Origin of the sequence: Cyclobacterium plantarum (assembly GCF_011290685.1) — a bacterium.
GTDB classification, from domain to species: Bacteria; Bacteroidota; Bacteroidia; order Cytophagales; family Cyclobacteriaceae; genus Cyclobacterium; species Cyclobacterium plantarum.
The window spans coordinates 1-24155 of the sequence record NZ_JAANYN010000013.1; the positions used below are offsets into that span (position 1 = coordinate 1).

At 43.5% G+C, this 24155-nt stretch carries 27 protein-coding genes and 1 tRNA gene; 15 read left to right on the top strand and 13 right to left on the bottom strand.

The annotated features are described in order from the left end of the window. Window positions 1–587 precede the first annotated feature (587 nt). Complete coding sequence (locus G9Q97_RS21485) at window positions 588–1184, top strand: hypothetical protein (RefSeq protein ID WP_166150778.1); 597 nt, start codon at window positions 588–590, stop codon at window positions 1182–1184. A gap of 197 nt (window positions 1185–1381) precedes the next feature. On the opposite strand, the gene G9Q97_RS21490 is transcribed toward G9Q97_RS21485, so the two are convergent. Continuing rightward, window positions 1382–1966: a flavodoxin family protein gene (locus tag G9Q97_RS21490; protein WP_166150780.1), complete on the bottom strand. Its 585-nt coding sequence runs from the start codon at window positions 1964–1966 to the stop codon at window positions 1382–1384. A 29-nt stretch (window positions 1967–1995) separates the two neighbouring features. Continuing rightward, the gene (locus G9Q97_RS21495) at window positions 1996–2211 is read right to left on the bottom strand and encodes a hypothetical protein (RefSeq protein WP_166150782.1); all 216 of its coding nucleotides are present in this window, start codon (window positions 2209–2211) and stop codon (window positions 1996–1998) included. A gap of 352 nt (window positions 2212–2563) precedes the next feature. Between G9Q97_RS21495 and hemH the strand changes: the two genes are divergently transcribed. Further along, the gene (gene hemH, locus G9Q97_RS21500; protein WP_166150784.1) at window positions 2564–3595 is read left to right on the top strand and encodes a ferrochelatase; all 1032 of its coding nucleotides are present in this window, start codon (window positions 2564–2566) and stop codon (window positions 3593–3595) included. A gap of 34 nt (window positions 3596–3629) precedes the next feature. Here the strand turns inward: hemH and G9Q97_RS21505 are convergent, their stop codons facing one another. After that, window positions 3630–4214, bottom strand: a complete 585-nt coding sequence (locus G9Q97_RS21505) for an HD domain-containing protein (protein WP_246255818.1) — start codon at window positions 4212–4214, stop codon at window positions 3630–3632. A 155-nt stretch (window positions 4215–4369) separates the two neighbouring features. Between G9Q97_RS21505 and G9Q97_RS21510 the strand changes: the two genes are divergently transcribed. The 4 genes from G9Q97_RS21510 to G9Q97_RS21525 all read left to right on the top strand — a co-directional run bounded on the left by G9Q97_RS21510 (window position 4370) and on the right by G9Q97_RS21525 (window position 8153). Then, window positions 4370–5086 carry an HAD-IA family hydrolase gene (locus G9Q97_RS21510; protein WP_166150786.1) on the top strand — a complete coding sequence of 239 codons (717 nt, stop codon included), beginning with the start codon at window positions 4370–4372 and terminating at the stop codon, window positions 5084–5086. Window positions 5087–5091: 5 nt separating this feature from the next. Further along, window positions 5092–6414 carry a DUF5690 family protein gene (locus G9Q97_RS21515; protein ID WP_166150788.1) on the top strand — a complete coding sequence of 441 codons (1323 nt, stop codon included), beginning with the start codon at window positions 5092–5094 and terminating at the stop codon, window positions 6412–6414. 165 nt (window positions 6415–6579) lie between these two features. Further along, on the top strand, window positions 6580–7281 hold the full coding sequence (locus G9Q97_RS21520) for a M48 family metalloprotease (protein ID WP_166150790.1): 702 nt from the start codon (window positions 6580–6582) through the stop codon (window positions 7279–7281). 239 nt (window positions 7282–7520) lie between these two features. Next, a complete protein-coding gene (locus G9Q97_RS21525) occupies window positions 7521–8153 on the top strand; it encodes an LON peptidase substrate-binding domain-containing protein (protein ID WP_166150792.1) in 633 nt (210 codons plus the stop codon). On the opposite strand, the gene G9Q97_RS21530 is transcribed toward G9Q97_RS21525, so the two are convergent. Continuing rightward, window positions 8142–8867, bottom strand: a complete 726-nt coding sequence (locus G9Q97_RS21530; RefSeq protein ID WP_166150794.1) for a hypothetical protein — start codon at window positions 8865–8867, stop codon at window positions 8142–8144. The two genes, G9Q97_RS21525 and G9Q97_RS21530, sit on opposite strands and share 12 nt — an antisense overlap. A gap of 108 nt (window positions 8868–8975) precedes the next feature. On the opposite strand from G9Q97_RS21530, the gene G9Q97_RS21535 reads away from it, so the two are divergent. Beyond that, a tRNA-Lys gene (locus G9Q97_RS21535) sits at window positions 8976–9048 on the top strand. Between the two features lie 204 nt (window positions 9049–9252). Here the strand turns inward: G9Q97_RS21535 and G9Q97_RS21540 are convergent. Continuing rightward, window positions 9253–9609 carry a helix-turn-helix domain-containing protein gene (locus G9Q97_RS21540; RefSeq protein ID WP_166150796.1) on the bottom strand — a complete coding sequence of 119 codons (357 nt, stop codon included), beginning with the start codon at window positions 9607–9609 and terminating at the stop codon, window positions 9253–9255. Window positions 9610–9652: 43 nt separating this feature from the next. After that, window positions 9653–9922: a type II toxin-antitoxin system HigB family toxin gene (locus G9Q97_RS21545; protein ID WP_166150798.1), complete on the bottom strand. Its 270-nt coding sequence runs from the start codon at window positions 9920–9922 to the stop codon at window positions 9653–9655. Between the two features lie 214 nt (window positions 9923–10136). Here G9Q97_RS21545 and G9Q97_RS21550 point away from each other — a divergent pair, with 214 nt between their 5' ends. Next, window positions 10137–10946: a DUF4412 domain-containing protein gene (locus tag G9Q97_RS21550; RefSeq protein WP_166150800.1), complete on the top strand. Its 810-nt coding sequence runs from the start codon at window positions 10137–10139 to the stop codon at window positions 10944–10946. A gap of 523 nt (window positions 10947–11469) precedes the next feature. Here the strand turns inward: G9Q97_RS21550 and G9Q97_RS21555 are convergent. From G9Q97_RS21555 to G9Q97_RS21570, 4 genes are read right to left on the bottom strand one after another with little or no spacing between them, the layout of a single operon-like run. Continuing rightward, window positions 11470–12210 (bottom strand): 3-keto-disaccharide hydrolase, encoded by a 741-nt coding sequence (locus G9Q97_RS21555; protein ID WP_317168795.1) that lies wholly within the window; start codon window positions 12208–12210, stop codon window positions 11470–11472. After that, window positions 12211–12645: a c-type cytochrome gene (locus G9Q97_RS21560; protein WP_166150802.1), complete on the bottom strand. Its 435-nt coding sequence runs from the start codon at window positions 12643–12645 to the stop codon at window positions 12211–12213. A 17-nt stretch (window positions 12646–12662) separates the two neighbouring features. Then, complete coding sequence (locus G9Q97_RS21565; RefSeq protein WP_166150804.1) at window positions 12663–13718, bottom strand: sugar phosphate isomerase/epimerase family protein; 1056 nt, start codon at window positions 13716–13718, stop codon at window positions 12663–12665. 15 nt (window positions 13719–13733) lie between these two features. After that, entirely contained in the window at window positions 13734–14900 is a 1167-nt protein-coding gene (locus tag G9Q97_RS21570; RefSeq protein ID WP_187357743.1) for a Gfo/Idh/MocA family protein, read from the bottom strand. Between the two features lie 237 nt (window positions 14901–15137). On the opposite strand from G9Q97_RS21570, the gene G9Q97_RS21575 reads away from it, so the two are divergent. The 3 genes from G9Q97_RS21575 (at window position 15138) to G9Q97_RS21585 (ending at window position 18816) form a co-directional block, all read left to right on the top strand. After that, complete coding sequence (locus tag G9Q97_RS21575; RefSeq protein ID WP_166150806.1) at window positions 15138–16418, top strand: nucleoside permease; 1281 nt, start codon at window positions 15138–15140, stop codon at window positions 16416–16418. Window positions 16419–16546: 128 nt separating this feature from the next. Further along, entirely contained in the window at window positions 16547–18226 is a 1680-nt protein-coding gene (locus tag G9Q97_RS21580) for a GMC oxidoreductase (RefSeq protein WP_166150808.1), read from the top strand. A 29-nt stretch (window positions 18227–18255) separates the two neighbouring features. Then, window positions 18256–18816, top strand: a complete 561-nt coding sequence (locus G9Q97_RS21585) for a gluconate 2-dehydrogenase subunit 3 family protein (RefSeq protein ID WP_166150810.1) — start codon at window positions 18256–18258, stop codon at window positions 18814–18816. Between the two features lie 32 nt (window positions 18817–18848). Here G9Q97_RS21585 and G9Q97_RS21590 read toward each other — a convergent pair whose 3' ends face one another. Beyond that, complete coding sequence (locus G9Q97_RS21590) at window positions 18849–19046, bottom strand: hypothetical protein (RefSeq protein WP_166150812.1); 198 nt, start codon at window positions 19044–19046, stop codon at window positions 18849–18851. After that, window positions 19043–19630: a methyltransferase family protein gene (locus G9Q97_RS21595; RefSeq protein WP_166150814.1), complete on the bottom strand. Its 588-nt coding sequence runs from the start codon at window positions 19628–19630 to the stop codon at window positions 19043–19045. The genes G9Q97_RS21590 and G9Q97_RS21595 overlap by 4 nt, the downstream gene beginning before the upstream one ends. Window positions 19631–19662: 32 nt before the next feature. On the opposite strand from G9Q97_RS21595, the gene deoC reads away from it, so the two are divergent. Next, on the top strand, window positions 19663–20337 hold the full coding sequence (gene deoC / locus G9Q97_RS21600; RefSeq protein ID WP_166150816.1) for a deoxyribose-phosphate aldolase: 675 nt from the start codon (window positions 19663–19665) through the stop codon (window positions 20335–20337). Here deoC and G9Q97_RS21605 read toward each other — a convergent pair. Next, complete coding sequence (locus G9Q97_RS21605; protein WP_166150818.1) at window positions 20222–21499, bottom strand: Na/Pi symporter; 1278 nt, start codon at window positions 21497–21499, stop codon at window positions 20222–20224. The two genes, deoC and G9Q97_RS21605, sit on opposite strands and share 116 nt — an antisense overlap. A 311-nt stretch (window positions 21500–21810) precedes the next feature. Here G9Q97_RS21605 and G9Q97_RS21610 point away from each other — a divergent pair, with 311 nt between their 5' ends. The 3 genes from G9Q97_RS21610 to G9Q97_RS21620 all read left to right on the top strand — a co-directional run bounded on the left by G9Q97_RS21610 (window position 21811) and on the right by G9Q97_RS21620 (window position 24116). Continuing rightward, a complete protein-coding gene (locus G9Q97_RS21610; protein ID WP_166150820.1) occupies window positions 21811–22941 on the top strand; it encodes a hypothetical protein in 1131 nt (376 codons plus the stop codon). Beyond that, window positions 22941–23393, top strand: a complete 453-nt coding sequence (locus G9Q97_RS21615) for a nucleoside deaminase (RefSeq protein ID WP_166150822.1) — start codon at window positions 22941–22943, stop codon at window positions 23391–23393. The genes G9Q97_RS21610 and G9Q97_RS21615 overlap by 1 nt, the downstream gene beginning before the upstream one ends. Before the next feature lie 117 nt (window positions 23394–23510). Beyond that, window positions 23511–24116 carry a superoxide dismutase gene (locus tag G9Q97_RS21620; RefSeq protein WP_166150824.1) on the top strand — a complete coding sequence of 202 codons (606 nt, stop codon included), beginning with the start codon at window positions 23511–23513 and terminating at the stop codon, window positions 24114–24116. Window positions 24117–24155: the final 39 nt, after the last annotated feature.

The following is a 24155-nucleotide window of genomic DNA, read 5'->3' on the forward strand; positions in this document are numbered from 1 at the left end:
TTGGTACTTTTGGATCAAGCCAAAAGTACATTAAAAACATGGTAAAATACTAAAAATAACCTTTAACTCATAATTATTTATTAAACAATGAGAATTTTATATTCCCATATAATGCAAAAAACCTATCGTCATCCCGATTTCTGTATTTTAAAAAAGTTAATTTTCCCTTTGACAGTAAAGCCTGGTATCGTTAAAGATTTCAAGACAAGTAACAATTAACGAATTGATATTTAAGATGGTACCGAAAAAATCCCCTCCTGACTCTGGTTAGGGCAGGCTGTACCCTCCGTCGCGGTGGAGGGATTTTGGTTGCGATCGATTTGGGAATCCAAGCTTAACTTTTCCAAAGTTCTAAACTTTGGAAAAGTTTGGAGTTACAGGTGATTTTCATTTTTGCGTAAAAAATCCCCTATTTTCCAAAAAAAACCTATCATCATTCCGCTTGCTGCTTTTAAAAAAGGTAATTGTCGGAATAACGGTTTTATAGCAGTTATAGATAAATCACGAACGAATAATCAATAGAAACCCACAGCCAATCATTCTTACTTTTTTCAATTAAAAATCCTCCCTATTTTTCCTGAAAAACGATGAACAGGATTGTAAAAAAAATAGGCTTGGTCTTCTTTCTGGCCACCATGCAACTCTTGACCTCTTGCAGTAAAACGGAGGATCCAGCACCTGAGGCTGACTATTTTATGAAATTTAGGATCAATGGGGAATGGGTGGAGTATAGGTTGAGGGAGTACCATGCTGTGGTTTTTAGCTATGATGCCAATGGGGGTATTTTCAGCTCCCTGATCCAGGCCCTGGGGGAGGGAAGTACCGGGAGCAGTGACTTTTTCAGCATTACCCTATGGAGTGAGGAAGTGTTTGAAGAAAGGACCTATCAGCTGCAGGACGGGGTCAGGGCTTACGAAAGCTCTTTTTTGCCCAGTCTGATTTTTAGCCGGTCAGATTTACAGGGAAACATGTACAATGCAGCCCTGCTGCAGCAAAATTATCCGACCATAAGCGTTCCTGACAATGGCAGCCTGACATTGACCCATATTGGGAATGATCTGATCGAGGGTACATTTGAAGCTACCCTATTTGGTCCCATTAGCCCAAGTACAGGCCGTGGCGATACCGAGTTAAAGATTACAGAAGGATCCTTCCGCATGAAGTTGATCGTTAACCTGCCATAAAGGGGGGGCTAATTCAGTTGCCGGGGATTACAAATCTCCTGTTATCTGAGCCAAGGGATTACAAATCCCGCGGAGCAGTCCGAGAACGTGCTGTCCGACATTTGCAATGTCGGACGACAGATAATGCAGGATTTGTAATCCTGCTTACGCACACATTGCGGAAATTACAAATTCTGCGGAGCTGAATCCATTCGGGTCTACATTTCCATTTTCAATACCAACTCCGCCACTCTTTTTCCCAACCCTTCTGCTTTTTTCAAAAACAAGGTATCCACCTCTTTTCCCGTATAATCACCCTCCCCGGTAATTGCCGATGCACCAAATGCTGCCTCTGTTTCGGCTCCACCTATGATCAGCATTCCATGGACAAGCATGGCGCGTATCATGCCAAACATCACCGATTCTTCCCCCAGGGAAAAACCGCCACCCGTGACAAATACGGCACCAATTTTATTTTTTAAGGGCCTGTTTTCAAATGGCCAGCTATTGATAAATTCTTGCACCTGAGGGGCCATGTTGGCGTTGTACACCGGGGAACCCAAAATGATGGCGGCGGCATTCAATACCTCCTCCTCGCTCACTTCCCCAACGGGTTTGATGGTGTAGTTGACTTTTTCGACTTGTTCCACACCGATCGCCACTGCCTCCGCCATGGCTTGGGTATTGCCCGAACCGGAGTAATAAGCGATAAGGACGCTTGGAAACTCCTGCGCCATTACATTTCCGCCAAGGATCATAAAAAAAAATAAAATCAGGTGATGCCTGAAGTTTTTATTCTTCATGGCTATTTAAATTTTCAAGATCATCTAAATTAAAGTGTGTGTTTTCCATCTTTGATCAGGCTCCTAACCTCAAAATGCATCTTATCCATCTTAGGCCAGTCACTACCGACAAAGCCATAGGCAGCTTGCATCAGGTGAAGAAAGACATCCCTTTTTTCTTCCTCCGAAAGGTTTTTATAATGTTTTTGATGATCCGCAGCTTCCTCGAAACTTTGGATGGCAAAAGCTTTTTTGTCTAGTTTCATTATTTACTGGTCTTTGGCAGTAGCAATATAAGCATAAAAAAAGTTCTGGATTGTGAAAATTCACGTTATGGGGATTACAAATCCCCTTTATCTTGGCCACGGGATTACAAATCCCGCAGAGCAGTACGAGAACGCGCTGTCCGACATTTGCAATGTCGGACCTCAGATTATGCAGGATTTGTAATCCTGCTGACGTCCATTCTACGGGGATTACAAATCCCCTTTATCCGGACCACAGGATTGAAAATCCGGAGGAGCGGATCTGTACTAAAATGCCAACTTCTACTGGTATTTTCTAACATAAGCTTGTAATTTCGGTTTAGTGAAATAAAATAATGGTTAGCAACAACTCATGAATAAAAATAAAGCCAAAACAGGCATTTTATTGGTCAATTTGGGTACGCCAGACAGCACAGCCACTGCAGATGTCCGGAAATACCTTCGGGAATTTTTAATGGATGGCAGGGTGATCGATATTCCCCTTATACCCCGCTGGATGCTGGTCAACCTGATCATTGCCCCCTTCCGGGCACCCAAGTCGGCGGGAGAATACCGCAAATTGTGGACGGAAAGGGGATCACCCCTCTTGTTTCATACCGTAGATTTAAAGGAAAAATTGATCCCCATGCTGGACAGTAGCCAATACCAGGTGGAAATGGCCATGCGCTATCAGTCACCATCCATAGCAGATGGATTAAAAGCACTGAACAAGGCCAACGTCAAAGAGATTATCGTGTTGCCTCTTTTTCCCCAATATGCCTCAGCTACCAATGGCTCAGTAATAGACCGGGTCATGGAGCTTGCCAGAGAATGGCAGATCATTCCCAATATTCGCTTTATCAGCAATTTTGTGGAACATCCCCTGTTTCTGGAAGCCTGGGCAGAGTTGGGCAGGGAAATGATGGCCCAGGGTGAATACGACCGTTTTCTTTTCTCCTACCACGGTCTGCCTGAAAGGCAGATCAAAAAAGGGTCTGTAGATGGGTATTGCCAGTTGGGTAACTGCTGTGCCAACTACACAAAAAAGAACCAGTTCTGCTACCGGGCCCAGTGTTTTTATACTACCCGGCTGATCACGGAAAAATTGAACCTCCCTCCCGAAAAAGTTGTCACTTGCTTCCAGTCCCGGTTGGGAAAGGATCCCTGGATCAAGCCTTACACGGAGGATCTTATAAAAGATATGGCAGATAAGGGTGTAAAAAAGGTATTGGTTTTTTCGCCAGCCTTTGTGGCAGATTGTTTGGAAACCACCGTGGAAGTTGGAGAGGAATACAAAGAGCAGTTTATGGACTTGGGGGGCGAACAATGGGACCTGGTACCCAGTCTAAACTCCCGGGACACCTGGGTAAAATGTGTGAAAGATTTGGTGACCAAAGAAGATTAAGCAGGTTAGAACCTTTTCTCAGACCCTATCATTTTCAGGAATTGGTGGGGCCATCTAGAAGGTCTTTAGCCATTTTCCTGTATTTTTCCAGATCCGGAAGAGGAATGCCGGTAAGTTTGGCTTTTTCATCCCAGTCCCTCATTTTTAGTATCAGCTGATGGTTTTTATCTGCCTCAAAAGCCAGGGCTTCGGCTGCCGTCATGACACCCCCCTGAAACTTCAGGGTTTCCTTGCTGGCATCTGACAATTTTCTGAAGTATTCCGGGTTTTTATAGGTTAGGTAGCGTTTGGCAGCTACATGGCTTTCCACCAAAAGGGCAACCAACTCAGGAAATCCCAGTTCCCTCAAATATTCCGCTCCCAGCTTTTCGTGGTCCATTACGCCAAAACCATCCATTTCTTCCAATTCATTTTCCTGGGCAAATAAATGGCCCAGGTCATGGAAAAATGCTGCCAGAATCACTTCAGCACCATACCCCTCCTGCTCTGCAAGCTGGGCTGCCTGGCACATGTGTTCTATTTGAGATACCGGTTCACCGATATAATCGGCATGGCCATAAGATTCATACAAGGAAAAGACCGCATCAATCTTTGGCCAGGAGGACGATTTTGCCATCATCAAAATATTTTTTTTTGAAAATAATCATATTCTGCATGAATGCCTATACCGGTTAATTAAAAATTAACGCAAGCTTGATAAACAAGCGTTTTAATATCCGGTATATTTTAGGTATTTTGACAAGCAAAAATATAGCGCTACCACTCTTTCTATTTATGAAAAATCCCATCAAGCTGGCCGTATTTGACATGGCCGGAACCACGATTAAAGATCAAAGCAATGTAGCACAGGCTTTTCTAAAAGCTTTTTTTAATCATGGCTACAAAAAAGTAAGTCTGGAAGAGGCAAACGAAAAAATGGGTTACCCAAAGCCCCTGGCCATCCGGGAAATGCTTCAAAACCATATTTCACCCGGTGAACAGGTTACAGAAGCACTGATTAACAAGATTCATGATAGTTTTGTGGCGGAAATGATACAATTCTACAAGCATAGCCCTGACATAGCCCCTATGGCCGATGCCCTGGAAGTTTTTGAGTCTTTGCAACAAATGGGGATCAAAGTGGGGCTGGATACTGGCTTTAGCAGGGATATCGCTGATACCATCCTGAGCAGAATTGGTTGGAAAGGACATCCTCTGATTGACATTACGGTATGTAGCGATGAAGTTAAAAAAGGGCGGCCTCATCCGGACATGATTTTGAAAATGATGGCCGCCCTTGGTATTGGAAACCCACTTGAAGTGATCAAAATTGGAGATACTGAAGTGGATATCCATGAAGGATTAAATTCCGGCTGCCTGATGAGCATTGCAGTGACGACCGGCGCATATACCGAAGAGCAATTGAGGCCACATGGTCCTACGCATGTTGTACATGCCCTCAGCGAGATCCTGCCACTGGTGGAGCGGGAAATGGCTACACAACAGGATTAGGTCTCATGCAACGTATCCCTTTGCTGGAAAGGAAGCTGGCCGCTGTCCACCCCTTTTTAATGAGTGTGTTTGCCGCATTAATGGCTTTTTTGACCTATAGCTGCATGTATGCTTTCAGGAAACCCTTTGCTGCTGCCACCTTTTCCGGAGAAGAATGGTTGGGACTTGACCTAAAGGTATGGTTAATATTGATGCAAACCATTGGCTATATGGCCAGCAAGTTTTATGGTATCAAAATGATCTCAGAGCTAAATGCCAGTCACAGGGCCAGGTTGATCCTTGGCTTGATAGGCGTGTCCTGGATGGGGCTATTGGGTTTTGCCTTGCTGCCGGCCCCCTTCAATATAGGCTGTTTTTTAATCAATGGCTTTCCGCTTGGACTGATTTGGGGCCTGGTATTTCATTATTTGGAAGGCAGAAAATTTACTGAAATGATGGGAAGCATTTTGGCCATCAGTTTTGTATTTTCCTCAGGTTTTGTAAAATCGATTGGAAGATACCTGTTGGAGTCTTGGTCGATAGGACCCTTCTGGATGCCCTTTTTAACAGGAGCTATTTTCGTTCCCCTATTGGTTTTGACTGTCTTTTTGCTGGACCATACTCCAGCACCCAGCAATGGGGATATTGACTTGAAAACCCAAAGAAGATCCATGAACCGCAATGAAAGGAAAGCCTATTTCAGTCAATTCAAGGTTGGAATCATTTTGTTGGTATTGGTTTACATGATCCTAACCGCTTTTCGGGATATCAGGGACAATTTTGTGGTGGAAATCTGGAAGGACCTGAAAGTGGAGATTCCGCCGGAACTGCTTACGCAGACCGAGGTGCCGGTCACTTTGCTGCTATTGCTGATGATGGGCTTGCTGGTACTTGTCAAAAACAATTTAAAAGCCTTGTTTCTTTACCATTTGATCATCATCTCAGGATTTATTTTGGCCGTAATGAGTACCCTTTCCATGTTGTCGGGCTGGTTGGATCCATTTTACTGGATGGTGGCTACTGGTACCGGCATCTACATGGCCTATATTCCCTTTAACTGTCTGCTATTTGACAGGTTATTGGCAGCCTTTAAATATTCCGGAAATGTGGGATTTTTAATGTACCTGGTGGATAGTTTCGGCTATCTGGGATCTTGCGGCATTTTGGTATTCAAGCAATTCGGAGATTGGGAAGCCATGAGTTGGCTGAATTTTTATTCCCAGGGTTTGGTTTGGATGATGGGTTTTTGTGCGGTATTGATGCTGTTAAGCGGGGTGTATTTTTTCAGGAAATTACAGGGGCACCAGTTGCTTGCTGGCTTAAAAACTGTCCCGGAAATACTCAGATAGGTGTATTGCCAGCGATAACCATTACTGCCTGAGGCAGGCAAGTACTTTGAACTGGACCGAACGCATAAGGCAGCATCCTTTAAGCAATATCAAAATATTATCAGTGACTTTTTTGGATCAGAGCCTTTGATTATGTATTTTAAGAGGATAAAAGAAGTACAAAACATGACTTATTTAATATTCAATGCGTTTTTATCAATAAATTTTTTGTTGATTTACAATTCTATGGAAGTATTCAACAAAAAAGAGCCTGTGGCCAAGCCCACTGCTCTAGCTACTTCCAATGACGATTTGGAGCGTTTTTCCACCAATAAGAGCATCCCTCTTGAAATACGCGACATTACGCTGGAAGCTTTATCCTATTTTCCAGATCTTTTTGAAACAGAAATAGACTTCCAGTTCAAAAAAAACATACATGGCTCTGTGATGCAGGCACAACCGAAAGTTGGCTCCCTGCTATTTTCAAGTAAAAAAGAACGTGGATACCGGGTAAAGATCAGCCGCTACCTGGCATTGGAAGATGAGGCTGTACCGATCGAAAGCCTTCCCAAAGAAGTTTTATTGGGATGGATTGGTCATGAACTTGGGCACATACAGGACTACCTGGAAAGAAGTGCTTTTAACCTGTTGGGATTTGGTGTCAAATACTATCTTTCTAAAAGCTTCGTCAGTGAAGCTGAGATTGCTGCTGACAGTTATGCGGTCGCTTCTGGACTGGGGGAGAAAATCATTGCCACCAAAAATTTTGTGTTGAATCATGAAAAATTGCCTGAGGGCTATAAAACCAAAATTAGAACCTTATATATGTCTCCAGGGGAAATTCTTTCCATGGTAGATGCGGAAGAGGAACTCGAAGAAGAAAATTAATTGTTCCCTCAATCGATTTCCTTGTTGCCAACATACAGTGATTTGAAAGATCAACTGGGAAATAGTAAAGATTTTGCTCCATCAGAATCATTCTATTAAACAGTAGTCAGTCAATTTATTATTTTTTAGTCCTTACGGACAAACCTGGACCAAATCGGTTCTATTCGAAAACCATCATGTAAATCCGGAGTTAAGAATGGAACCATCACATGATTGGCAGCAAAAAAACCAGATTGATAATGACGCAAGAATTGGCCTTTTTTCCCCTCAAATTAGTCGCATTTCCTGAAGAAGAGCTCAATCTCCACATATTTGAGCCTCGGTACAAGCAACTCATCAGCGAATGTCTGGTGAATAACAAAAGCTTTGGCATATGCACCTTTATAGACAAACTGATGCCTCTGGGAACCGAAATGATGGTGCGCGAAGTAACCAAAAGGTATAAAGACGGAAGGATGGATATTAAAACCAAAGGGCTGAAAACGTTTAAAATTCTTGATTTTAACAATCCCCTCGAAGGAAAACTATATGCCGGAGGCAAGGTGGAAATTATTCCTTTGGATAAAACCAAAGCATCCATCGAAAAAAAGGAAGCCTTCGCCAGTGCTTTAGAAAGTCTTTATGAACTAATGGAGCAACCGCTGAATCTGGGGGAGATAGCAGATTTGAATTCCTTTGCCTATGCCCATAAAGTGGGCTTAAAATTAACAGAGGAATATGCACTCTTGTCGATAAACCATGAAGAAGAGCGCCTGGATTTCTTAATGCAACACTTTCAAAAAATCATTCCAATCTTGAAAGAAATTGAATCCTCCAAGCATAAAATCAAGATGAACGGACATTTCAAATATTTGGATCCTTTAAATTTTTGATACATCAGTTTTCCTGATAAAGGCTTTGCGGTTACCCCATTCGATTTGGTACCACATGTCCTGAGTGGAATCAATGGTTATGCGGTGGCCTGCCTGTACCCGTTTGACCAGTTTACCGGCAGCAGATGGCTGATCCATGATCAGAACCGTTGTGCCTGTAATAATGGCCATTTCAGGCTTTTGGATGAAATTATTGCTGATAAAGGTCAAAACAAGAAAAATCAGGGCAGGAATGTAAAATACAGATCTTTTTTCACGCATCAATACTATCAGGATCAGCGATAGCAAGAGTAAAAGGGCGAAGACACCCGTAATTTCCGTTTTGTAGTCCACCAAAATACTCAAAAACCTGGCTTGATCAGACACCTCATACCCTTCCAACCTGGTCTGATTGGTCAGTGATTTGATTTTTTCAATGACGGCAGGATTGGGATTGTGCTCATAGTATTTGGACAAATAGAGGGAAGCCTGTCCAAAATCCCCGATTCCTTCAGCTATAAAACCCATTTTTAGCAGCATGGCCGGAGAATAGGTACCCTCCTCATGGAGGATGTTTTCGTAGATTTCCAGCGCTTCCTGGTATTTCTTTTGCGAGAACAAACTGTCTGCACGCTGAAGGGGCATGGAGGCCTGAGCCTGACAATCAGCCTGATAAAGCGAAAGCAGGGAAAAAGGCAACAAAAAAGCAATAAAGATCCATCTAAGATTTGGCATTATCAATCTAGTCCGTTAAATTTGCAGTCCAATTACGGGAAAGCGAGGCGCAAAACCAAGTTTTCTTTGGAAATAATCAACAGGTTTTCCTGTCAAAATGAGTTTAATGATTCCGTAGCTCAGCTGGTAGAGCATAACACTTTTAATGTTAGGGTCCTGGGTTCGAACCCCAGCGGGATCACAAAAGAAGGAAAGATTGTGTAGCAATATGCAATCTTTTTTTTATTCAGATATTCCATGGGGTGAGAAGTTTACCCCGACGGTCGACCTAAGGAGACCAAGCCGGGGAACCCCAGCGAGGAGGACAAGCCGTTAATAAAATGTCCCTTAGGACATTTTTAGGCTTGGGCCAGGCTGCAGGGTCGGTTCGTTAAAATAATATCCCCTAGGAAAGTAGTATATCGGCAGGAATATTCAATTCTTTATGGAATATTCTGGCCAGGCCCAGGGTCAATGGCTTTTTGCCGTTTAAAATCATGGAAACATAACTTTTGCTCCCCACTTTGCCAATAAGGTCTTTATTCTTTAAGCCCAATTCTTCCATTTTTAATTTAATGGCCTCAATAGGGTCAGGAAGAGGGATAGGAAAATTTCTGTCCTCATAATCTTTGATCAATAGCAGGCAGACTTCTACTTTTTTGCCCTGAGGGGAATCAGGTTTTATTCCCTTATCAAATAGCCCATCCACCCAATCAAGGTACTGCTCGTATTGCTGCTCGGATTTAATTACATGGAGCTCCATATCATCTTTTTTTATAGTTTACTGTATTAACATTAATATTATCTTATTCCTTATGGGGTCCAAACCATTTGATTTGGACTGCCCTGAAATCAAAAACAAATCTAACTACCAAACGGAAATGGTTTCCCATGATATTGAAAACAACCCGGTCATCACCCACCAAACTCACATTTCCATAAGCCGCTTTCAGTTCATTAAAATTGCTGAAATCGGACCTTAAGATTTCATGGTACCACTCAAAGAGCGCAGATTTGGCTTTTGGATACTTTTCAGCGTACGCCAATAAGGTTTTGCGGGTAATTATATTAAACACACCCAAAAGATGGCAAAAAGTTCACTAATAGAAAACCTTTTTCCTGCGGTTTTACAATCAATTATGAATTTTCTGTAAATCGGCTCTTTAAATGATGTATTTGTCATCGGTTTAGCCATTTGTTTTTGTAAGCCAATCTGCTTATTTTTAATTTAACATTATTCAGGGTTCAAAATACTGCCTGTAGGTTTGATGCCCACCCTCTTTGTTAATCATGACTAGCGGACTTTACCATATAGCACTTCTTTGCCTTTTTTCGCTTGCTTCGACATTCATTCCTTCATTTAGAGATATTATCCAGGATCCAACCTTATCAATAGTGCCAGCGGAGAAGGTTTCCCTTTTCAAAAGCGATAAGAAATCCGAATACCCAAGCCCCAATAACCAAACTCCGGCCCTGGAACCCTTTGTTGGAAGTTTTGACCTTATCGCCAGTCAGGCTTTCCCCAATGGAACTACCCGGGCAGATACCATGTCTTTTTATTTTGGCCGGGAAAAAACCGCCATAATCATCCATGCCAAAGGGAGTCAGCCCGATATGAGGATGGTATTCCATCCTTCAGCTGCCAGCATAACGGCCCTATTCGAAATGAAAGGCAGAAAAGGGGGTTATGTGCTGCCGATGAATGACAAGTATTGGCCCGGGATGAAGCATGCCAACGGCAAGGTTAAAATCATAGCAAATGCCCAGCCCGGCTATACGGGAGAAACCAGGACCATAGAAGGCTATTCCTGCGAAAAGGTGCTTGCCGAAAGCAGCGATTACAAAGCCGAGATGTGGATCACCAAAGACATACCCCTCAACATGATGCAAATCTTAAGCTACCAAACGGTAGGAGCCGGAAAATCCCAGGACGAGCTGAATCAGTTTGAACAATTTGGGGTAAAGGGCCTTCCTCTTCAGGTAAACCTGAACAGCAAACAAGGGAAAGCAGCAGTTCAACTCAACCTGATCAATTTTCAGGATTCGATAGATGATGCCATTTTCAGTTCAGAGGGCCACGAACTATCCAATGTGGAATAATTGATTTCTACAGGCTGTTTTTTGGATTGGTTTTTACAGGGATAGATAGGCTACCAAGGAACACCTTGAAATGGTCCACTTGCTGGATAGGCACCATAACTTTAAATCGCTTATGGACCAATATTTATCCAACTGGTAAAAACTAAAATAAGCCTTGAACAGGCTCCCGCTCAGTAATGTCGATTGGAGTTATTAAGGTACCATGGGGGAGTCAGTCCGAATTTTTCAGTTTGCGGTTATTACATAACTTTCTAAAAATTCAAATTGTAAGGAATTGAAGATGTTCGAAGAAATCCCCTTGACCCCGCCGGAGCAGAGGAACTTACTTATAGAAATCCGAAGAAGATGGCGATCTGCTTTTGCATGTAAACTGGCAAAATGTACTTCATCTAGAATCAAACTCAGGTTTTAACTCAAACATGTGAAAAAAAATGCTCTAGATTCTCAAGGCTGTTCTGGCTATCAAAATATAAAAAAAAGCCGCTGTTTACAGCGGCTTTTTTATGCTTATAATAATCTAAAATTACAATCTTTTGATGCGGATATTCCTGAACCAGACATCGTCATTGTGGTCCTGCAAGGCGATTTTACCCTCCTTGAAGGTAGCGAAATCTTCCCATTGGGCAAACTTGCTATCTGCCACCATGGCTTTCCATTGGTCATCCCAAAGTGTGGTTTCCACTGTTTTTACGCCATTCAGGAAAAACTGCAGTTGACCGTCTTCAACTTTGATTTCTGATTTGTTCCATTCCCCTACAGGTTTGGCAGCTTCCTCGGTAGATTCAATCAGGTCGTACAGGTCACCGGTACGATGAGTGATTATTTTTCCATCAGGGTGGCCATCGTTGTCCAGCAATTGGTATTCGGGTCCGGTGAAATAGGGAGCTCCATATTCACCATTGTCCTGTACATGAAACATAATGCCACTATTGCCATTTTCGGAGATTTTCCATTCTACCTCAAGGTGAAAATCACCAAAACTTTCTTTGGTGACCAAATCACCTCCGGTAGCGCCATCTTCCTTCTTTTGGGCATTAAAGTATAGGACACCATCCGCAGCTTCCCAGGCTTCCCCGGGTTGATCTTTGCCATAACCTGTCCAGCCTGTAAGGCTGTTGCCGTCAAAAAGGCTGATCCATTCTTCTTCAGTCACAATAATCTCCTCGATATTTTCCTCATTAGCGGTATTCTCCTGTTTAGATGGACCACAGCTCCAAACTGCCAGGGACATAACCGCTAGTGATAGATTTGTTTTATTCATCATTTATTTTTTTAGCAAGAGTACATACCTGACCATGTCTTTGGCATCGTCTTCAGACAAAGCCGGATGGGCAGGCATAGGAATTTCTCCCCACTCACCCACATTACCAGCAATGACCCTGCCGGCAAGCAGTTCTACATTTTCTTCAGTACTCTCATATTTTGCGGCTACATCGGCATAAGATGGACCCACTATTTTTCTTTCAATCATGTGGCAACTTGGGCAGTCATTTTGCTGCATCAATTCCACACCTCTGATAAAAATGGGGTCATCTTTGTACTTTTCTTCCAGATTCACCTCTTTTGGTGGTTCGGGAGCAGGTGGAGGTGTACTGGATGTTGATTCAGACTCGGAACTTCCGCCACCGGAGCCACCGCAGGATACAGCCATCATTGCACTTGCAAGGATGGCCAGGCTTAGCTTGATATTTAACTTCATTGTTTGTTATAGATAGATTAATTGATTCCTAATATTTTTTTATTCAGTCCTTCATCAGCACCGGTGGAGGCGAAATCGTCAAATGTTTTCTCCGTTACCCGGATAATTTTATCGCTGATAAATTTGGCTCCTTCTATGGCACCGTTTTCAGGGTGTTTCAAAGCGCATTCCCATTCCAATACTGCCCAGCCATCAAAACCGTACTGAGACAATTTGCTGAAAATGGCATTGAAATCTACCTGTCCGTCTCCAAGAGAACGGAACCTTCCGGCCCTTTCCACCCAGCTGGAATAGCCGCCGTAGACGCCTTGCCGGCCTGTAGGGTTGAATTCAGCATCCTTGACATGAAACATTTTGATCCTGTCTTTGTAAATGTCAATAAATTCAACATAATCCAGACATTGTAAAACAAAATGGCTGGGATCATACAGGATATTGGCCCTTTTATGATGATTTACTTTTTCTAAAAACAGTTCAAAGGTAACACCATCGTGCAGGTCCTCTCCGGGATGCAACTCATAACACACGTCCACTCCGTATTTATCAAATTCATCAAGAATGGGAAGCCATCTTTTGGCCAATTCTTCAAATCCGGTGTCCACCAGACCGGCCGGGCGCTGCGGCCAGGGATAAACGGTATGCCACATCAGAGCTCCACTAAAAGTGGCATGTGTGTTCATACCGAAATTTTTGGAAGCTTTGGCTGCCCACATCAGTTGCTGCACGGCCCATTCCTGCTTTCCCTTGAGATTTCCTGCCAGCTCTGCAGGTGCAAAAGCATCAAACAATTCATTGTAGGCTGGATGTACGGCCACCAATTGACCCTGGAGGTGGGTAGAAAAATCAGATATTTCCACTCCGGCGGCCTTAACGGTAGCCTGGATTTCTTTGACATAATTCATGTCCTCAGCTGCTTTTTGCAGGTCAATAAGTCGGGCATCCCAGGTAGGGATCTGTACGGCTTTGTAGCCAATACTTGCTGCCCAGGTACAAATGTCCTTCAGGTTATTGAAAGGTGCTACATCATCTGCAAATTGCGCCAAAAATAAGGCTGGTCCTTTAATGGTTTTCATAAGGGTCTTTGTTTTTTAAAGTTCAAATTTAGTCCATTTTTCGTTAGATTTCCCACTCTTTACCACATGTTCTACAAAAGCCATGCCCCGGAGTCCATCTTCGGCTCCCGGAAAGTCTTCCCATTCCTTTAAAGGCTGTTCTCCATTCTTCCTGGCATACAATGTTCTGGCAAAATTGCGGTACAAGTTGGCAAAGGCCTCCAGGTAACCTTCCGGATGTCCGCCAGGGGTACGGATATTTTCCATCGCCCAGGAAGAAAGGTAAGGAATGTTTCCTCCCGTACGGTAAATCTGGTCGGGAGCTTCCGGGTGCCTTACGATCAGGGAATTGGCATTGTCTTGTTCCCATTCCAGACCGGCCTTATCTCCAAACACCCTGATTTTGATATTGTTTTCTGCTCCGGTAGCAATCTGAGTTGCCATCAAAACTCCTGAAGCCCCATTATCGAATTTCAGCAATACCGCTCCATCATCATCCAGGGTCCTGCCTTCCACCACTATATTTAAATCAGCGCAAAGTTTTGTCAGCTTAAGGCCACTCACATATTCAGCCAGGTTAAAGGCATGCGTACCAATATCTCCCATGCAATTGGCGATGCCGCTTTTTGTGGGGTCCGTCCTCCAGATCGCCTGCTTGTAATCCGTCTTTTCCAGAGTAGTCCAAAGCCAGCCCTGAGGATATTCCACATAAACCTTCCTGATTTTTCCCAATACTCCGCTTGCAATCAGGTGTCGGGCTTCTTTTACCATAGGATAACCAGTATAGGTATGTGTCAGACAAAATAAAAGTCCCGTATCTTCAATAATTTTATTGAGCGCCTTGGCCTCTTCATAATTAAAAGTCATGGGCTTATCCAACACCACATGGAAACCATTCTCAAGGGCTTTTTTGGTAGGATCAAAATGCACGTGATTGGGAGTAACAATAGCGACAAAATCGATTCTTTCTTCCTCAGGCAATTGCTTTTCTTTGGCAAACATTTCATCATAGGACCCATATACCCTTTCGGCAGGCAAAAAGAGTTCCTTGCCTGTCTCGGCCGATTTTTCAGGACTGCTGCTAAAAGCTCCTGCAGCCAGTTCAATAATACCATCCATGGCAGCGGAAATTCTATGGACTGCCCCTATAAAAGAGCCGGGTCCACCACCAATCATACCCATTTTAAGTTTTCTTTTGCTCATTATTCTGATCTTTGGTTTACTGGTTTTTTTAGTTCGGTTTAAACTTCTATATTTATTTTCGGGTGAAAGAAATGCAACGATTACCAGCTTGAGCAAAAACACCCGAATGCCAGACTGAGATTACCTCTCTCACTTTCCGAAATGATAAATTTACATTAAATTGGCTTAAATTTAAATAAATCCCACAATAGTTTGAAGGCTGATTGCCCCCTGCAAAAACCATAATCCTGAATAAACATGACGACCAACAACCGATTTAAGCTTTCCCTGATGATGTTTCTGGAGTTTTTTGTCTGGGGATCCTGGTATGTTACTTTGGGGACTTTCCTGGGGAATAATCTGGAGGCTAGTGGGGCACAACTGGCAGCTGCCTTTTCCACCCAATCATTTGGTGCGATCATAGCTCCTTTTGTCATCGGCCTGATAGCGGACAGGTACTTCAATGCAGAAAAAATTCTCGGTATTTTGCATTTGCTGGGAGCAGTCTTGATGTACCTGATGTTTATTTCAGACAGTTTTGCCGCATTCTACCCCTATGTTTTTCTGTACATGTTGATTTATATGCCAACGCTGGCTTTGGCCAATTCCGTTTCATTCAGCCAGATGAAAGACCCTTCCAGGGAATTCAGCAGTATCAGGGTTTGGGGCACCATTGGTTGGATTGCTTCCGGTTTGATGATCAGCTTTTTCTTTGTTTGGGACAGCCCGACGGCCATTGGTGAGGGCCTTTTGCGGAATACCTTCCTGATGTCTTCCATTTCTTCCCTGGTTCTGGGGTTATTTGCTTTTACCTTACCGGCAACGCCCCCTGCAGCGAAAAATAATGAAAAGCAATCTGTATCAGAACTGCTTGGCTTGGATGCCCTGAAGCTATTAAAGGATAAAGATTTTGCCATTTTCTTTATATCCTCGGTTTTGATTTGTATTCCACTGGCCTTTTATTACCAGAATGCCAATCCCTTTTTGTCAGAAGTTGGTCTTTCCAATCCTACAGGTAAAATGACTATTGGACAGGTGTCGGAGGTTTTGTTTCTTTTATTGATGCCATTCTTTTTCAGGAAATTTGGTTTAAAAACCACTTTGGTGGTGGGCATGTTGGCCTGGGTGGTCCGCTACGTATTTTTTGCTTTTGGTGATGCAGGGGAAGGGACTTACTTGCTGATCATTGGTATTGCCCTGCATGGTATCTGTTATGATTTCTTCTTTGTATCGGGTCAGATTTATACCGATTCCAAGGCAGGACCCAAATATAAAAGTGCAGCGCAGGGCCTGATCACTCTGGCCACTTACGGTATAGGCATGCTGATTGGCTTTTGGATAGCGGGATTTGTGTCCGATATGTATTTTTCGGATGGGGTTCATCAATGGAAAAATATCTGGTTGATCCCTTCTGGGATTGCGTTCTTTGTCACCATTTTGTTTGTGGTTTTTTTCAAGGACAATGACTTTAAGAAAGCCAATGCGCTGCGGCGGGACAAGAAAAACATTCAGCAATCCAGAGAGTTATCAACAGACTAGAGGATATCAAGGTGTAATTTAGAGTATTTATAAATAAGCGAAATTAAAAAGAGTAAAAGGATAAAATCATACGAATTCTTTAAAAATATCAATAGTATTGCAATACCTAAAATAAACAATTCATTTATATGGCTAATCAAAGTTATGATGCTATTGTCGTTGGTTCCGGAATCAGCGGCGGATGGGCAGCAAAAGAGCTGACTGAAAAGGGAATGAAGGTTCTCCTTTTGGAAAGAGGTCCTAATGTAGAACATGTTAAGGATTACAAAAATGCAACCAAAGCACCCTGGGAGATTCCTCACAGGGGTAGGAGAACCATTGAAATGTTGGAAAACCATCCCAACCTGAGAAGGGATTATGTGCTGAACGAACTCAATCTGGACTGGTGGGCGCATGAAGATGATTCTCCATATATTGAGAAAAAACCATTTACCTGGTTTAGGGGCTACCAGGTTGGGGGGCGTTCCCTGCTTTGGGGACGGCAATCTTACCGCTGGGCCGATATAGATTTTGAAGCCAATGCCAAGCAGGGCATTGCTGTAGATTGGCCCATACGGTATAAGGATCTGGCACCCTGGTACAGTTATGTAGAAAAATTTGCCGGTATTTCCGGAAACAAGGATGGTTTGGACATTTTGCCTGATGGAGAATTTATGCCAGCTATTCCCTTAAACTGTGTAGAAAAGGATGTTTCTGAGCGATTGAAGAACCACTTTGGTGGATCCAGGGTGATGACCAATGCCCGCGTGGCCAACATCACCCAGCCTCTTCCAGGAAGACCTGGCTGCCAGTATCGGAACAAATGTTCTCTGGGTTGCCCCTTTGGAGGCTACTTTAGCACACAGTCTTCTACCCTACCTGCAGCAGAAGCTACAGGAAACCTCACGCTCCGGCCATGGTCCATTGTGACCAGGGTTTTGTATGACAAAGACAGCAAAAAGGCGACAGGAGTAGAAGTCCTCGATGGGGAGACCAATGAAACTTATGAATTTGATGCCAAAGTCGTGTTTCTTTGCGCTTCAGCCTTTAACTCTACGGCTGTATTGATGCGATCTGCCACCGATATCTGGCCAGAAGGGCTGGGCAGCAGCTCCGGCGAATTGGGCCACAATGTGATGGATCACCACTTTCGTCTGGGAGCCAACGGTACTGTGGAAGGCTATGAAGATAAGTATTATTTCGGCAGAAGACCGGGAGGCTTTTATGTACCCCGCTACAGAAATGTTGGGGATGAAAGCAGGGATTATGTCCGTGGTTTCGGTTACCAGGGAGGAGCCAGCAGACAGGGCTGGAGCAGAACCGTCGCGGAGCTTGATTTTGGGGCTCCTTTAAAGGCCGAACTTACCGAGCCGGGAGCCTGGACCCTGGGCATGACTGCCTTTGGCGAAATACTTCCCTACCATGACAATACCATCAAACTCAGTAAAACCGAGAAGGACAAATGGGGCATGTATGTGCTGGAAATGGATGCAGAAATCAGGGACAACGAAAAGAAAATGCGTGTGGACATGATGAATGATGCTGCCGAAATGCTGGAAGCAGCAGGCGTTAAAAATGTAAGCACCTATGACAACGGTTATACCTTCGGACAAGGCATACACGAAATGGGTACAGCAAGGATGGGAAGAGATCCCAAATCCTCTGTCTTGAATGGCAACAATCAGGTATGGGATGCGAAAAATGTATTCGTTACAGATGGGGCTGCCATGGTATCAGCTGCAGCTCAAAATCCTTCCCTGACTTACATGGCCATGACCGCCAGAGCAGCAAACTTTGCAGTGGAAGAATTGAAGAAAGGCAATTTGTAAAACCCAAAAAAAGAAACAAGATGACTGTAATGAATAGAAGAGAGGCACTCAAAAGTGTGGTACTCATGATGGGGGGAACTATGGTAGGAGCCAATGTGATCCTTACCGGATGTGCTCCCGAGAAGCAAATAGAAGGATTGGATTTCTCTGAAGAGGAACTGGCCTACATGGATGAAATCGGAGAAGCTATCATCCCTACTACAGATACCCCGGGGGCCAAAGCTGCGGGGATAGGGGGCTTTATGGCTATGATGGTCAAAGACACTTACACAGAAGAACAGCAAAAAAGCTTCATCAATGGGCTCAATAGCCTGAAAAGCAATTTTAAATCAGAAGCAGGAAAGGACTTTATGGAAGCATCGGTAGAAGAGAGGACAGCCTTTCTGAACCAGCTCAACAAGGCTGCCATGGATCCGGGTGCCGAAAACAACGAAGAGGCAAAATATATTCTGATGATCAAGGATTTGACATTGCTGGGTTACTTTACCTCAGAAATAGGCGCTACCCAGGCCTTGCGTTTTATAGAGACACCTGGTAGGTATGACCCTTGTATGGAGTACAAAAAAGGAGACAAAGCCTGGGCCATTTAAAAGAAGCCCTGTTTTCATTTCATCAAAGCCCGCTATAATTGGCGGGCTTTGTGTTTTTTATATTGAAACCAATAATAGGCGGGAAATATCAGGGCTTTAAGCCGCCAATCGTTTTTTTCGTGAAAGCTGAGCCGGGTATTCTGATTGATTTTTCTGTACAGCAGACTGGCCAATAGCAGGTGGGTCAATACCAGCAATAGCAGCACGGAATATAGTATAAGTTCATTCATTTTTTAAATCGGGGGATAAGTGGAGGCACCTTATTTTTGTAGTGGGTATAGGCTTCACCATATTGTTCCTGAAGTTTTTTTTCTTCAAAGTAAATTCCAAAAGGCAGGTAGAGTAAAAGTGCCAGTAAATGGATCAAAGAGGCCAGATTGGGTAAGTAGAACCAGTATCCTAAAAAGATGAGGATTAGTCCTGTATAGAGGGGGTGCCGCATGTATTGGTACCATCCCACGGTGATCAGCGGTTCTTTTTCTTTCAGGTCATCATGTGGTTCTAATCCCAGAAACCTGCTTGTTTTACTATGTTTCATGCTTTTCACGGCGATGATGGTTCCAAAGGTGGCCAGCATAAAGCCCAGGTAGGTTGTTAAAGGTGAGGAAGCCAATAGCCAAATGGGCTCAATGGATCCAGCAAGTAGGAGAAGGGCAAAAAAAACCATGGTGGCAAACAGGCTATAACAGAACCTGTACCATTTGTATCCCATTCCCATCCAGGCTTTAACTTTTCTTTTTATATTGAGACTTGCCAGGAAAGTGTGGCTAATGTAGAAAAACAACCAGCCCAGGCTGAGGATAAAATATTCCATAAAGATACGAATATCTATAATTTGACTGATTAATGAAAAATTTACATCGATATATTGAGCACACGGCCCTTCATCCTACTGTTGATGAACGAACGATAAGCCTGTTGATAGCCATGGCTAGAAAATACCAGTTCAGGGGAGTATGCGTACCTCCTTTCTGGGTAAAAAAAGTCAAGCGGGAATTGGCAACGGAAGATATCCAGGTGGTAACAGTTGTAGGTTTTCCATTTGGATATGGCATGACCCAGACCAAGGTATTTGAGGCACAGCAAGCCATTCGGGATGGTGCGGATGAGTTGGATGTGGTCTGGTCGCTTTCGGCTTTTAAGTCCGGAATGACCTGGACTAAAATAGAGCTGGCTCAATTGGCCAACTGCTGCCACGATGAAGAGAAGTTTTTGAAAGTAATCGTGGAAACAGCCTACCTGGATGAGACCGAGTTGCGAACCGCATGCGACATTTGCAGGGATGCAGGAGTGGACTTTGTCAAGACATCCACCGGTTTTGCTCCTGATGGGGCAAAGGCTGCCACCATAAAACTAATGCGGGAATGCCTTCCCAGCCAGGTAGGCATCAAGGCAAGTGGTGGTATCAAGACCCTGGAGCAGGCACTCGAAATGATAATAGCCGGAGCGGACCGGATTGGGACCAGTAGTGGTCCGCAGATAATGGAAGCTTACCTGTCTGATCAGCCTCAAATTGAGTGATTTCTTTTACTACAGGTTGTCGGGATTTATTTACCGGATCTGGTTTAGTTTCTGTTTGGTTAAAATAGATCAAAAAGAAGGGGATGACAAAAAAAGTGAGCAGTATATAGGCAAAGCCTACTATCCGGGTATTGGCCGTTGTTTTCCCAAAATTTTTTGCCAGTCTCACCGGTATCTCCCTGAGCCCGGGAAAGGGTAGGAATATTAAGGTACCTATCAGATTGAACAAGACATGAACAATGGCCACGCTGATCGCTGCTTCTGTTTTATAAAATGCGGCAATTACAGCAGTAATGGTAGTGCCCACATTGGCACCCATAATAAATGGAAAAACCCTTCTTAATGCCACTTTTCCAGTTGCTACAGCTGTAACCATAAGGGAAGTGGTAATGGTACTGGACTGTACGGCAGCAGTAATAAACATGCCATAAGCAAAGGAGCGGAAAGGAAAATTGAAAATATGTTTTCGGATCTTTTTGAATTTTGGTGTAATCAGTGACTTATAGGCCAGGGAGGAAAGCATTCGGATGGATCCTGCCAGGATCAATACTCCCGTGAATAGGGAAAGCAGTGGCCAATGTAATATTTCTGAAAGGTAAATGCTTAGAGGCCGGAGGAAAAACCCCTGATAGGCCACGTCTCCATCCAAAAGCTGGCTTTCTCCGACAATGCCATGGGTGATCCAGGCAGCCATTTTACCCAAAACGCCGAAATAGATTTCGAGGGGCAAAAGTATAATTACGGAAATGATATTGAATATATCATGGAGAACGCCGGCGGAAAGCGCTTTCCGAAAGGATTTTTTTTTCATGATATAACCGAAAGCCACCAGGGTACTGGTAAGGGTAGTGCCAATATTTGCCCCCATGATCAAGGGCACAGCCTGGGCCAGGCTCAGGTTGCCGGAAGCCACCAATACCACTACCATGGCAGAAACCGTAGAACTCGACTGGATCAGGGCTGTCGTTAACAGGCCAATAAACAAGCCCACAAAAGGGTTGAAGGTAGCCATAAACAGGGTGTTGGCCACATCATTGTTAAGCCTTGCCAGGGCATAGGTCAAAAAGTCAATGGAAAACATGAAAAACAGCAAGCCCAGGACTACCGTGCCCGCGAGGATCACATTTTTTTTATAAGTATTGCCTTTGGGAGTAATGGTCATTTAAAAATGCAAATTGATGAGGCCAATTGAAGCTGCAAAATACGTATAGAGAAAAGAGAATTACACGCTTTTCAGGTAAAACTTATGTTAAAATTAAAATTACAGAAGTGGCTCAGGTAGAATTGCTTAAAAAATGCCCATTTGAATGGGTAAGAAATAAAATCTTTATATTTTTGGCCTGTGTTGACATTTTCCCGAATGATTTGGGAATGCTTTTCTTGCACCTATTGAGATGGACTTAACAATTTGGTAACACCTTCCTTAGAAATTCTTGTTTAATTTGCATCCTTAATTATAGCCAAAACCAACATATGGCCAAACTAAAAGATCAAAACATAAACCAGGATGCTTTATCAAAAGCAGCTTATTCACTTTTTGACTTCACTAAAAAGGAAAAATCTTTTTTACTGATCATCTGTATTTTGGTTTCAGTGGCAGGGATCATTACCCCATATACCTATGCAGCCATGTGGTTTGGGTTTATGTTGGCTGCCTATTCTGCCATTGCCAATGACAGCATACAGACCATAGGTACCTTCATTGCTTCCAACCAAAACCGAAAATGGTATTTCCTTTGGCTATTTATGGGATTGATTTTTGTAGGAACAGTTACCTACAGTTGGTTTACATACAATGGGGACGTGAGTTACGAGCGTTTGCAGGTCGATGGTCTGGACCAGGCCCCCCAAAGTTTTGTTTTTCTTCAGATTGCCGCTCCTATTGTGTTGTTGGTCATGACCAGGTTGAGAATGCCTGTGTCCACAACTTTCCTTTTGCTGAATGTATTTACCTACAAGGCAGGCACCATTTTGGGGGTCATGCAAAAAAGTTTTATCGGGTATTTCCTGGCCTTTATCATGGCCATTATTGTTTGGTATGTGTTGGAAAAGTTTGTAACCAATTACCTCAAGGGCAAGCCCAAGAATTATTGGTATTTCCTGCAGTGGGTCACCTCCGGCTGTTTGTGGGCCGTGTGGATCATGCAAGATGCTGCCAATATCGCTGTTTTCCTTCCCAGACAACTCAATGTTTGGGAGTTTTCGGCCTACACAGGATTTGTTTTTCTGGGCCTTGGGGTGCTGTTTTACATGAAAGGGGATAAAATCCAGGGCATCGTCAATGAGAAGACGCGGGTCACTGATGTCAGGGCAGCAACTATCGTGGATCTTGTCTATGCCATCATTCTCTTTTATTTTAAGGCTTACAGCAATATGCCCATGAGTACCACCTGGGTGTTTATTGGTCTTTTGGGAGGCAGGGAATTGTCGATTGCTCTGGCCAAATCCAAAAAACTAAAGAAAAGGAAGGCCCGTTTGGTCAGGGCTTACCGATTAGCCAAGAATGATTTGGTCAAGGCAGGGATCGGGCTTATTGTTTCCCTTATTTTAGCACTCATTATCAACGAAGGGGTAAGGAAAGAAATTTTTGATATGATTTTTTAATGGTTGAACCGGAGATTTTTTCCCATGAATATTGGATGCAGGAGGCCTTGAAACAGGCCCAAATTGCCTATGAAGAGGGAGAAATTCCCGTGGGGGCAGTGATGGTAGTGAAGAACCGGATCATTGCCAAAGCGTATAACCAAACCGAAAAGCTCACCGATGTGACCGCCCATGCGGAAATTCTGGCCATAACCGCCGCCGAAAATACCCTTGGATCCAAGTACCTTACTGAATGCAGGTTATATGTCACACTGGAGCCATGTGTCATGTGCGCAGGTGCAGCCTACTGGGCTCAATTGGGAGAATTGCACTATGGGGCGGCAGACCCTAAAAGGGGGTTTACCCGTTTGGGTTCAAACCTGCTTCATCCCAAAACCAAATCATCGAGGGGACTTCTTGAGGATAAATCAAAGAATTTGTTGCAGGCATTTTTCAAAAATCTCAGAAATTAGAGATTCAAAGGAATAAAAGAACCATTTTTGAAGTTCATTGGTTTGTATTGGTAGGTTTTTAGAATGAACCCAATACCATCAACTAAAATTAATGTTTAACTTTAAAAAATTAAGATAATGGCTTTTGAACTTCCAAGTTTACCTTACGAAAAAAATGCATTGGAACCACATATTGATGCCAAAACCATGGAAATCCATCATGGCAAGCACCACAATGCCTATGTAACCAAGCTTAACGATGCCGTCAAAGGATCTGATCTGGCTTCTAAGAGCATTGAGGAAATCATGAAAAATATATCCTCTGCATCAGGAGCAGTTAGAAACAATGGCGGAGGGCATTACAACCATTCACTTTTCTGGACCGTGCTCTCTCCAAATGGAGGTGGTGCCCCTTCTGGTGAACTGGCGGCAGCCATCGACAAAAAATTTGGCTCTTTTGACAAGTTTAAAGAGGAGTTTTCTAATGCAGCTGCTACCAGGTTCGGTTCAGGCTGGGCATGGTTAAGCGTCAGTAATGGAGCACTGCAGGTAAGTTCCACTCCCAATCAGGACAATCCCCTGATGGATATCGCAGAAACCAAAGGAACACCAATCCTTGGATTAGATGTTTGGGAACACGCTTATTACCTGAATTATCAAAACAGAAGGCCGGATTACATTGCTGCTTTCTGGAATGTAGTGAATTGGGATGAAGTGGCTAAAAAATATGCCGCAGCCAAGTAATTGAAGATTAACTTTTAAACCATTACCTAACCCTCCGGG

What these genes read in the sequence shown, in the direction of transcription:
- G9Q97_RS21485 (WP_166150778.1), top strand. Translation starts at nt 588, where the DNA reads ATGAACAGGATTGTAAAAAAAATAGGCTTGGTCTTCTTTCTGGCCACC.
- G9Q97_RS21490 (WP_166150780.1), bottom strand. Translation starts at nt 1,966, where the DNA reads ATGAAGAATAAAAACTTCAGGCATCACCTGATTTTATTTTTTTTTATG.
- G9Q97_RS21495 (WP_166150782.1), bottom strand. Translation starts at nt 2,211, where the DNA reads ATGAAACTAGACAAAAAAGCTTTTGCCATCCAAAGTTTCGAGGAAGCT.
- hemH (WP_166150784.1), top strand. Translation starts at nt 2,564, where the DNA reads ATGAATAAAAATAAAGCCAAAACAGGCATTTTATTGGTCAATTTGGGT.
- G9Q97_RS21505 (WP_246255818.1), bottom strand. Translation starts at nt 4,214, where the DNA reads ATGATGGCAAAATCGTCCTCCTGGCCAAAGATTGATGCGGTCTTTTCC.
- G9Q97_RS21510 (WP_166150786.1), top strand. Translation starts at nt 4,370, where the DNA reads ATGAAAAATCCCATCAAGCTGGCCGTATTTGACATGGCCGGAACCACG.
- G9Q97_RS21515 (WP_166150788.1), top strand. Translation starts at nt 5,092, where the DNA reads ATGCAACGTATCCCTTTGCTGGAAAGGAAGCTGGCCGCTGTCCACCCC.
- G9Q97_RS21520 (WP_166150790.1), top strand. Translation starts at nt 6,580, where the DNA reads ATGACTTATTTAATATTCAATGCGTTTTTATCAATAAATTTTTTGTTG.
- G9Q97_RS21525 (WP_166150792.1), top strand. Translation starts at nt 7,521, where the DNA reads ATGACGCAAGAATTGGCCTTTTTTCCCCTCAAATTAGTCGCATTTCCT.
- G9Q97_RS21530 (WP_166150794.1), bottom strand. Translation starts at nt 8,867, where the DNA reads ATGCCAAATCTTAGATGGATCTTTATTGCTTTTTTGTTGCCTTTTTCC.
- G9Q97_RS21540 (WP_166150796.1), bottom strand. Translation starts at nt 9,609, where the DNA reads ATGGAGCTCCATGTAATTAAATCCGAGCAGCAATACGAGCAGTACCTT.
- G9Q97_RS21550 (WP_166150800.1), top strand. Translation starts at nt 10,137, where the DNA reads ATGACTAGCGGACTTTACCATATAGCACTTCTTTGCCTTTTTTCGCTT.
- G9Q97_RS21555 (WP_317168795.1), bottom strand. Translation starts at nt 12,210, where the DNA reads ATGATGAATAAAACAAATCTATCACTAGCGGTTATGTCCCTGGCAGTT.
- G9Q97_RS21560 (WP_166150802.1), bottom strand. Translation starts at nt 12,645, where the DNA reads ATGAAGTTAAATATCAAGCTAAGCCTGGCCATCCTTGCAAGTGCAATG.
- G9Q97_RS21565 (WP_166150804.1), bottom strand. Translation starts at nt 13,718, where the DNA reads ATGAAAACCATTAAAGGACCAGCCTTATTTTTGGCGCAATTTGCAGAT.
- G9Q97_RS21570 (WP_187357743.1), bottom strand. Translation starts at nt 14,900, where the DNA reads ATGAGCAAAAGAAAACTTAAAATGGGTATGATTGGTGGTGGACCCGGC.
- G9Q97_RS21575 (WP_166150806.1), top strand. Translation starts at nt 15,138, where the DNA reads ATGACGACCAACAACCGATTTAAGCTTTCCCTGATGATGTTTCTGGAG.
- G9Q97_RS21580 (WP_166150808.1), top strand. Translation starts at nt 16,547, where the DNA reads ATGGCTAATCAAAGTTATGATGCTATTGTCGTTGGTTCCGGAATCAGC.
- G9Q97_RS21585 (WP_166150810.1), top strand. Translation starts at nt 18,256, where the DNA reads ATGAATAGAAGAGAGGCACTCAAAAGTGTGGTACTCATGATGGGGGGA.
- G9Q97_RS21590 (WP_166150812.1), bottom strand. Translation starts at nt 19,046, where the DNA reads ATGAATGAACTTATACTATATTCCGTGCTGCTATTGCTGGTATTGACC.
- G9Q97_RS21595 (WP_166150814.1), bottom strand. Translation starts at nt 19,630, where the DNA reads ATGGAATATTTTATCCTCAGCCTGGGCTGGTTGTTTTTCTACATTAGC.
- deoC (WP_166150816.1), top strand. Translation starts at nt 19,663, where the DNA reads ATGAAAAATTTACATCGATATATTGAGCACACGGCCCTTCATCCTACT.
- G9Q97_RS21605 (WP_166150818.1), bottom strand. Translation starts at nt 21,499, where the DNA reads ATGACCATTACTCCCAAAGGCAATACTTATAAAAAAAATGTGATCCTC.
- G9Q97_RS21610 (WP_166150820.1), top strand. Translation starts at nt 21,811, where the DNA reads ATGGCCAAACTAAAAGATCAAAACATAAACCAGGATGCTTTATCAAAA.
- G9Q97_RS21615 (WP_166150822.1), top strand. Translation starts at nt 22,941, where the DNA reads ATGGTTGAACCGGAGATTTTTTCCCATGAATATTGGATGCAGGAGGCC.
- G9Q97_RS21620 (WP_166150824.1), top strand. Translation starts at nt 23,511, where the DNA reads ATGGCTTTTGAACTTCCAAGTTTACCTTACGAAAAAAATGCATTGGAA.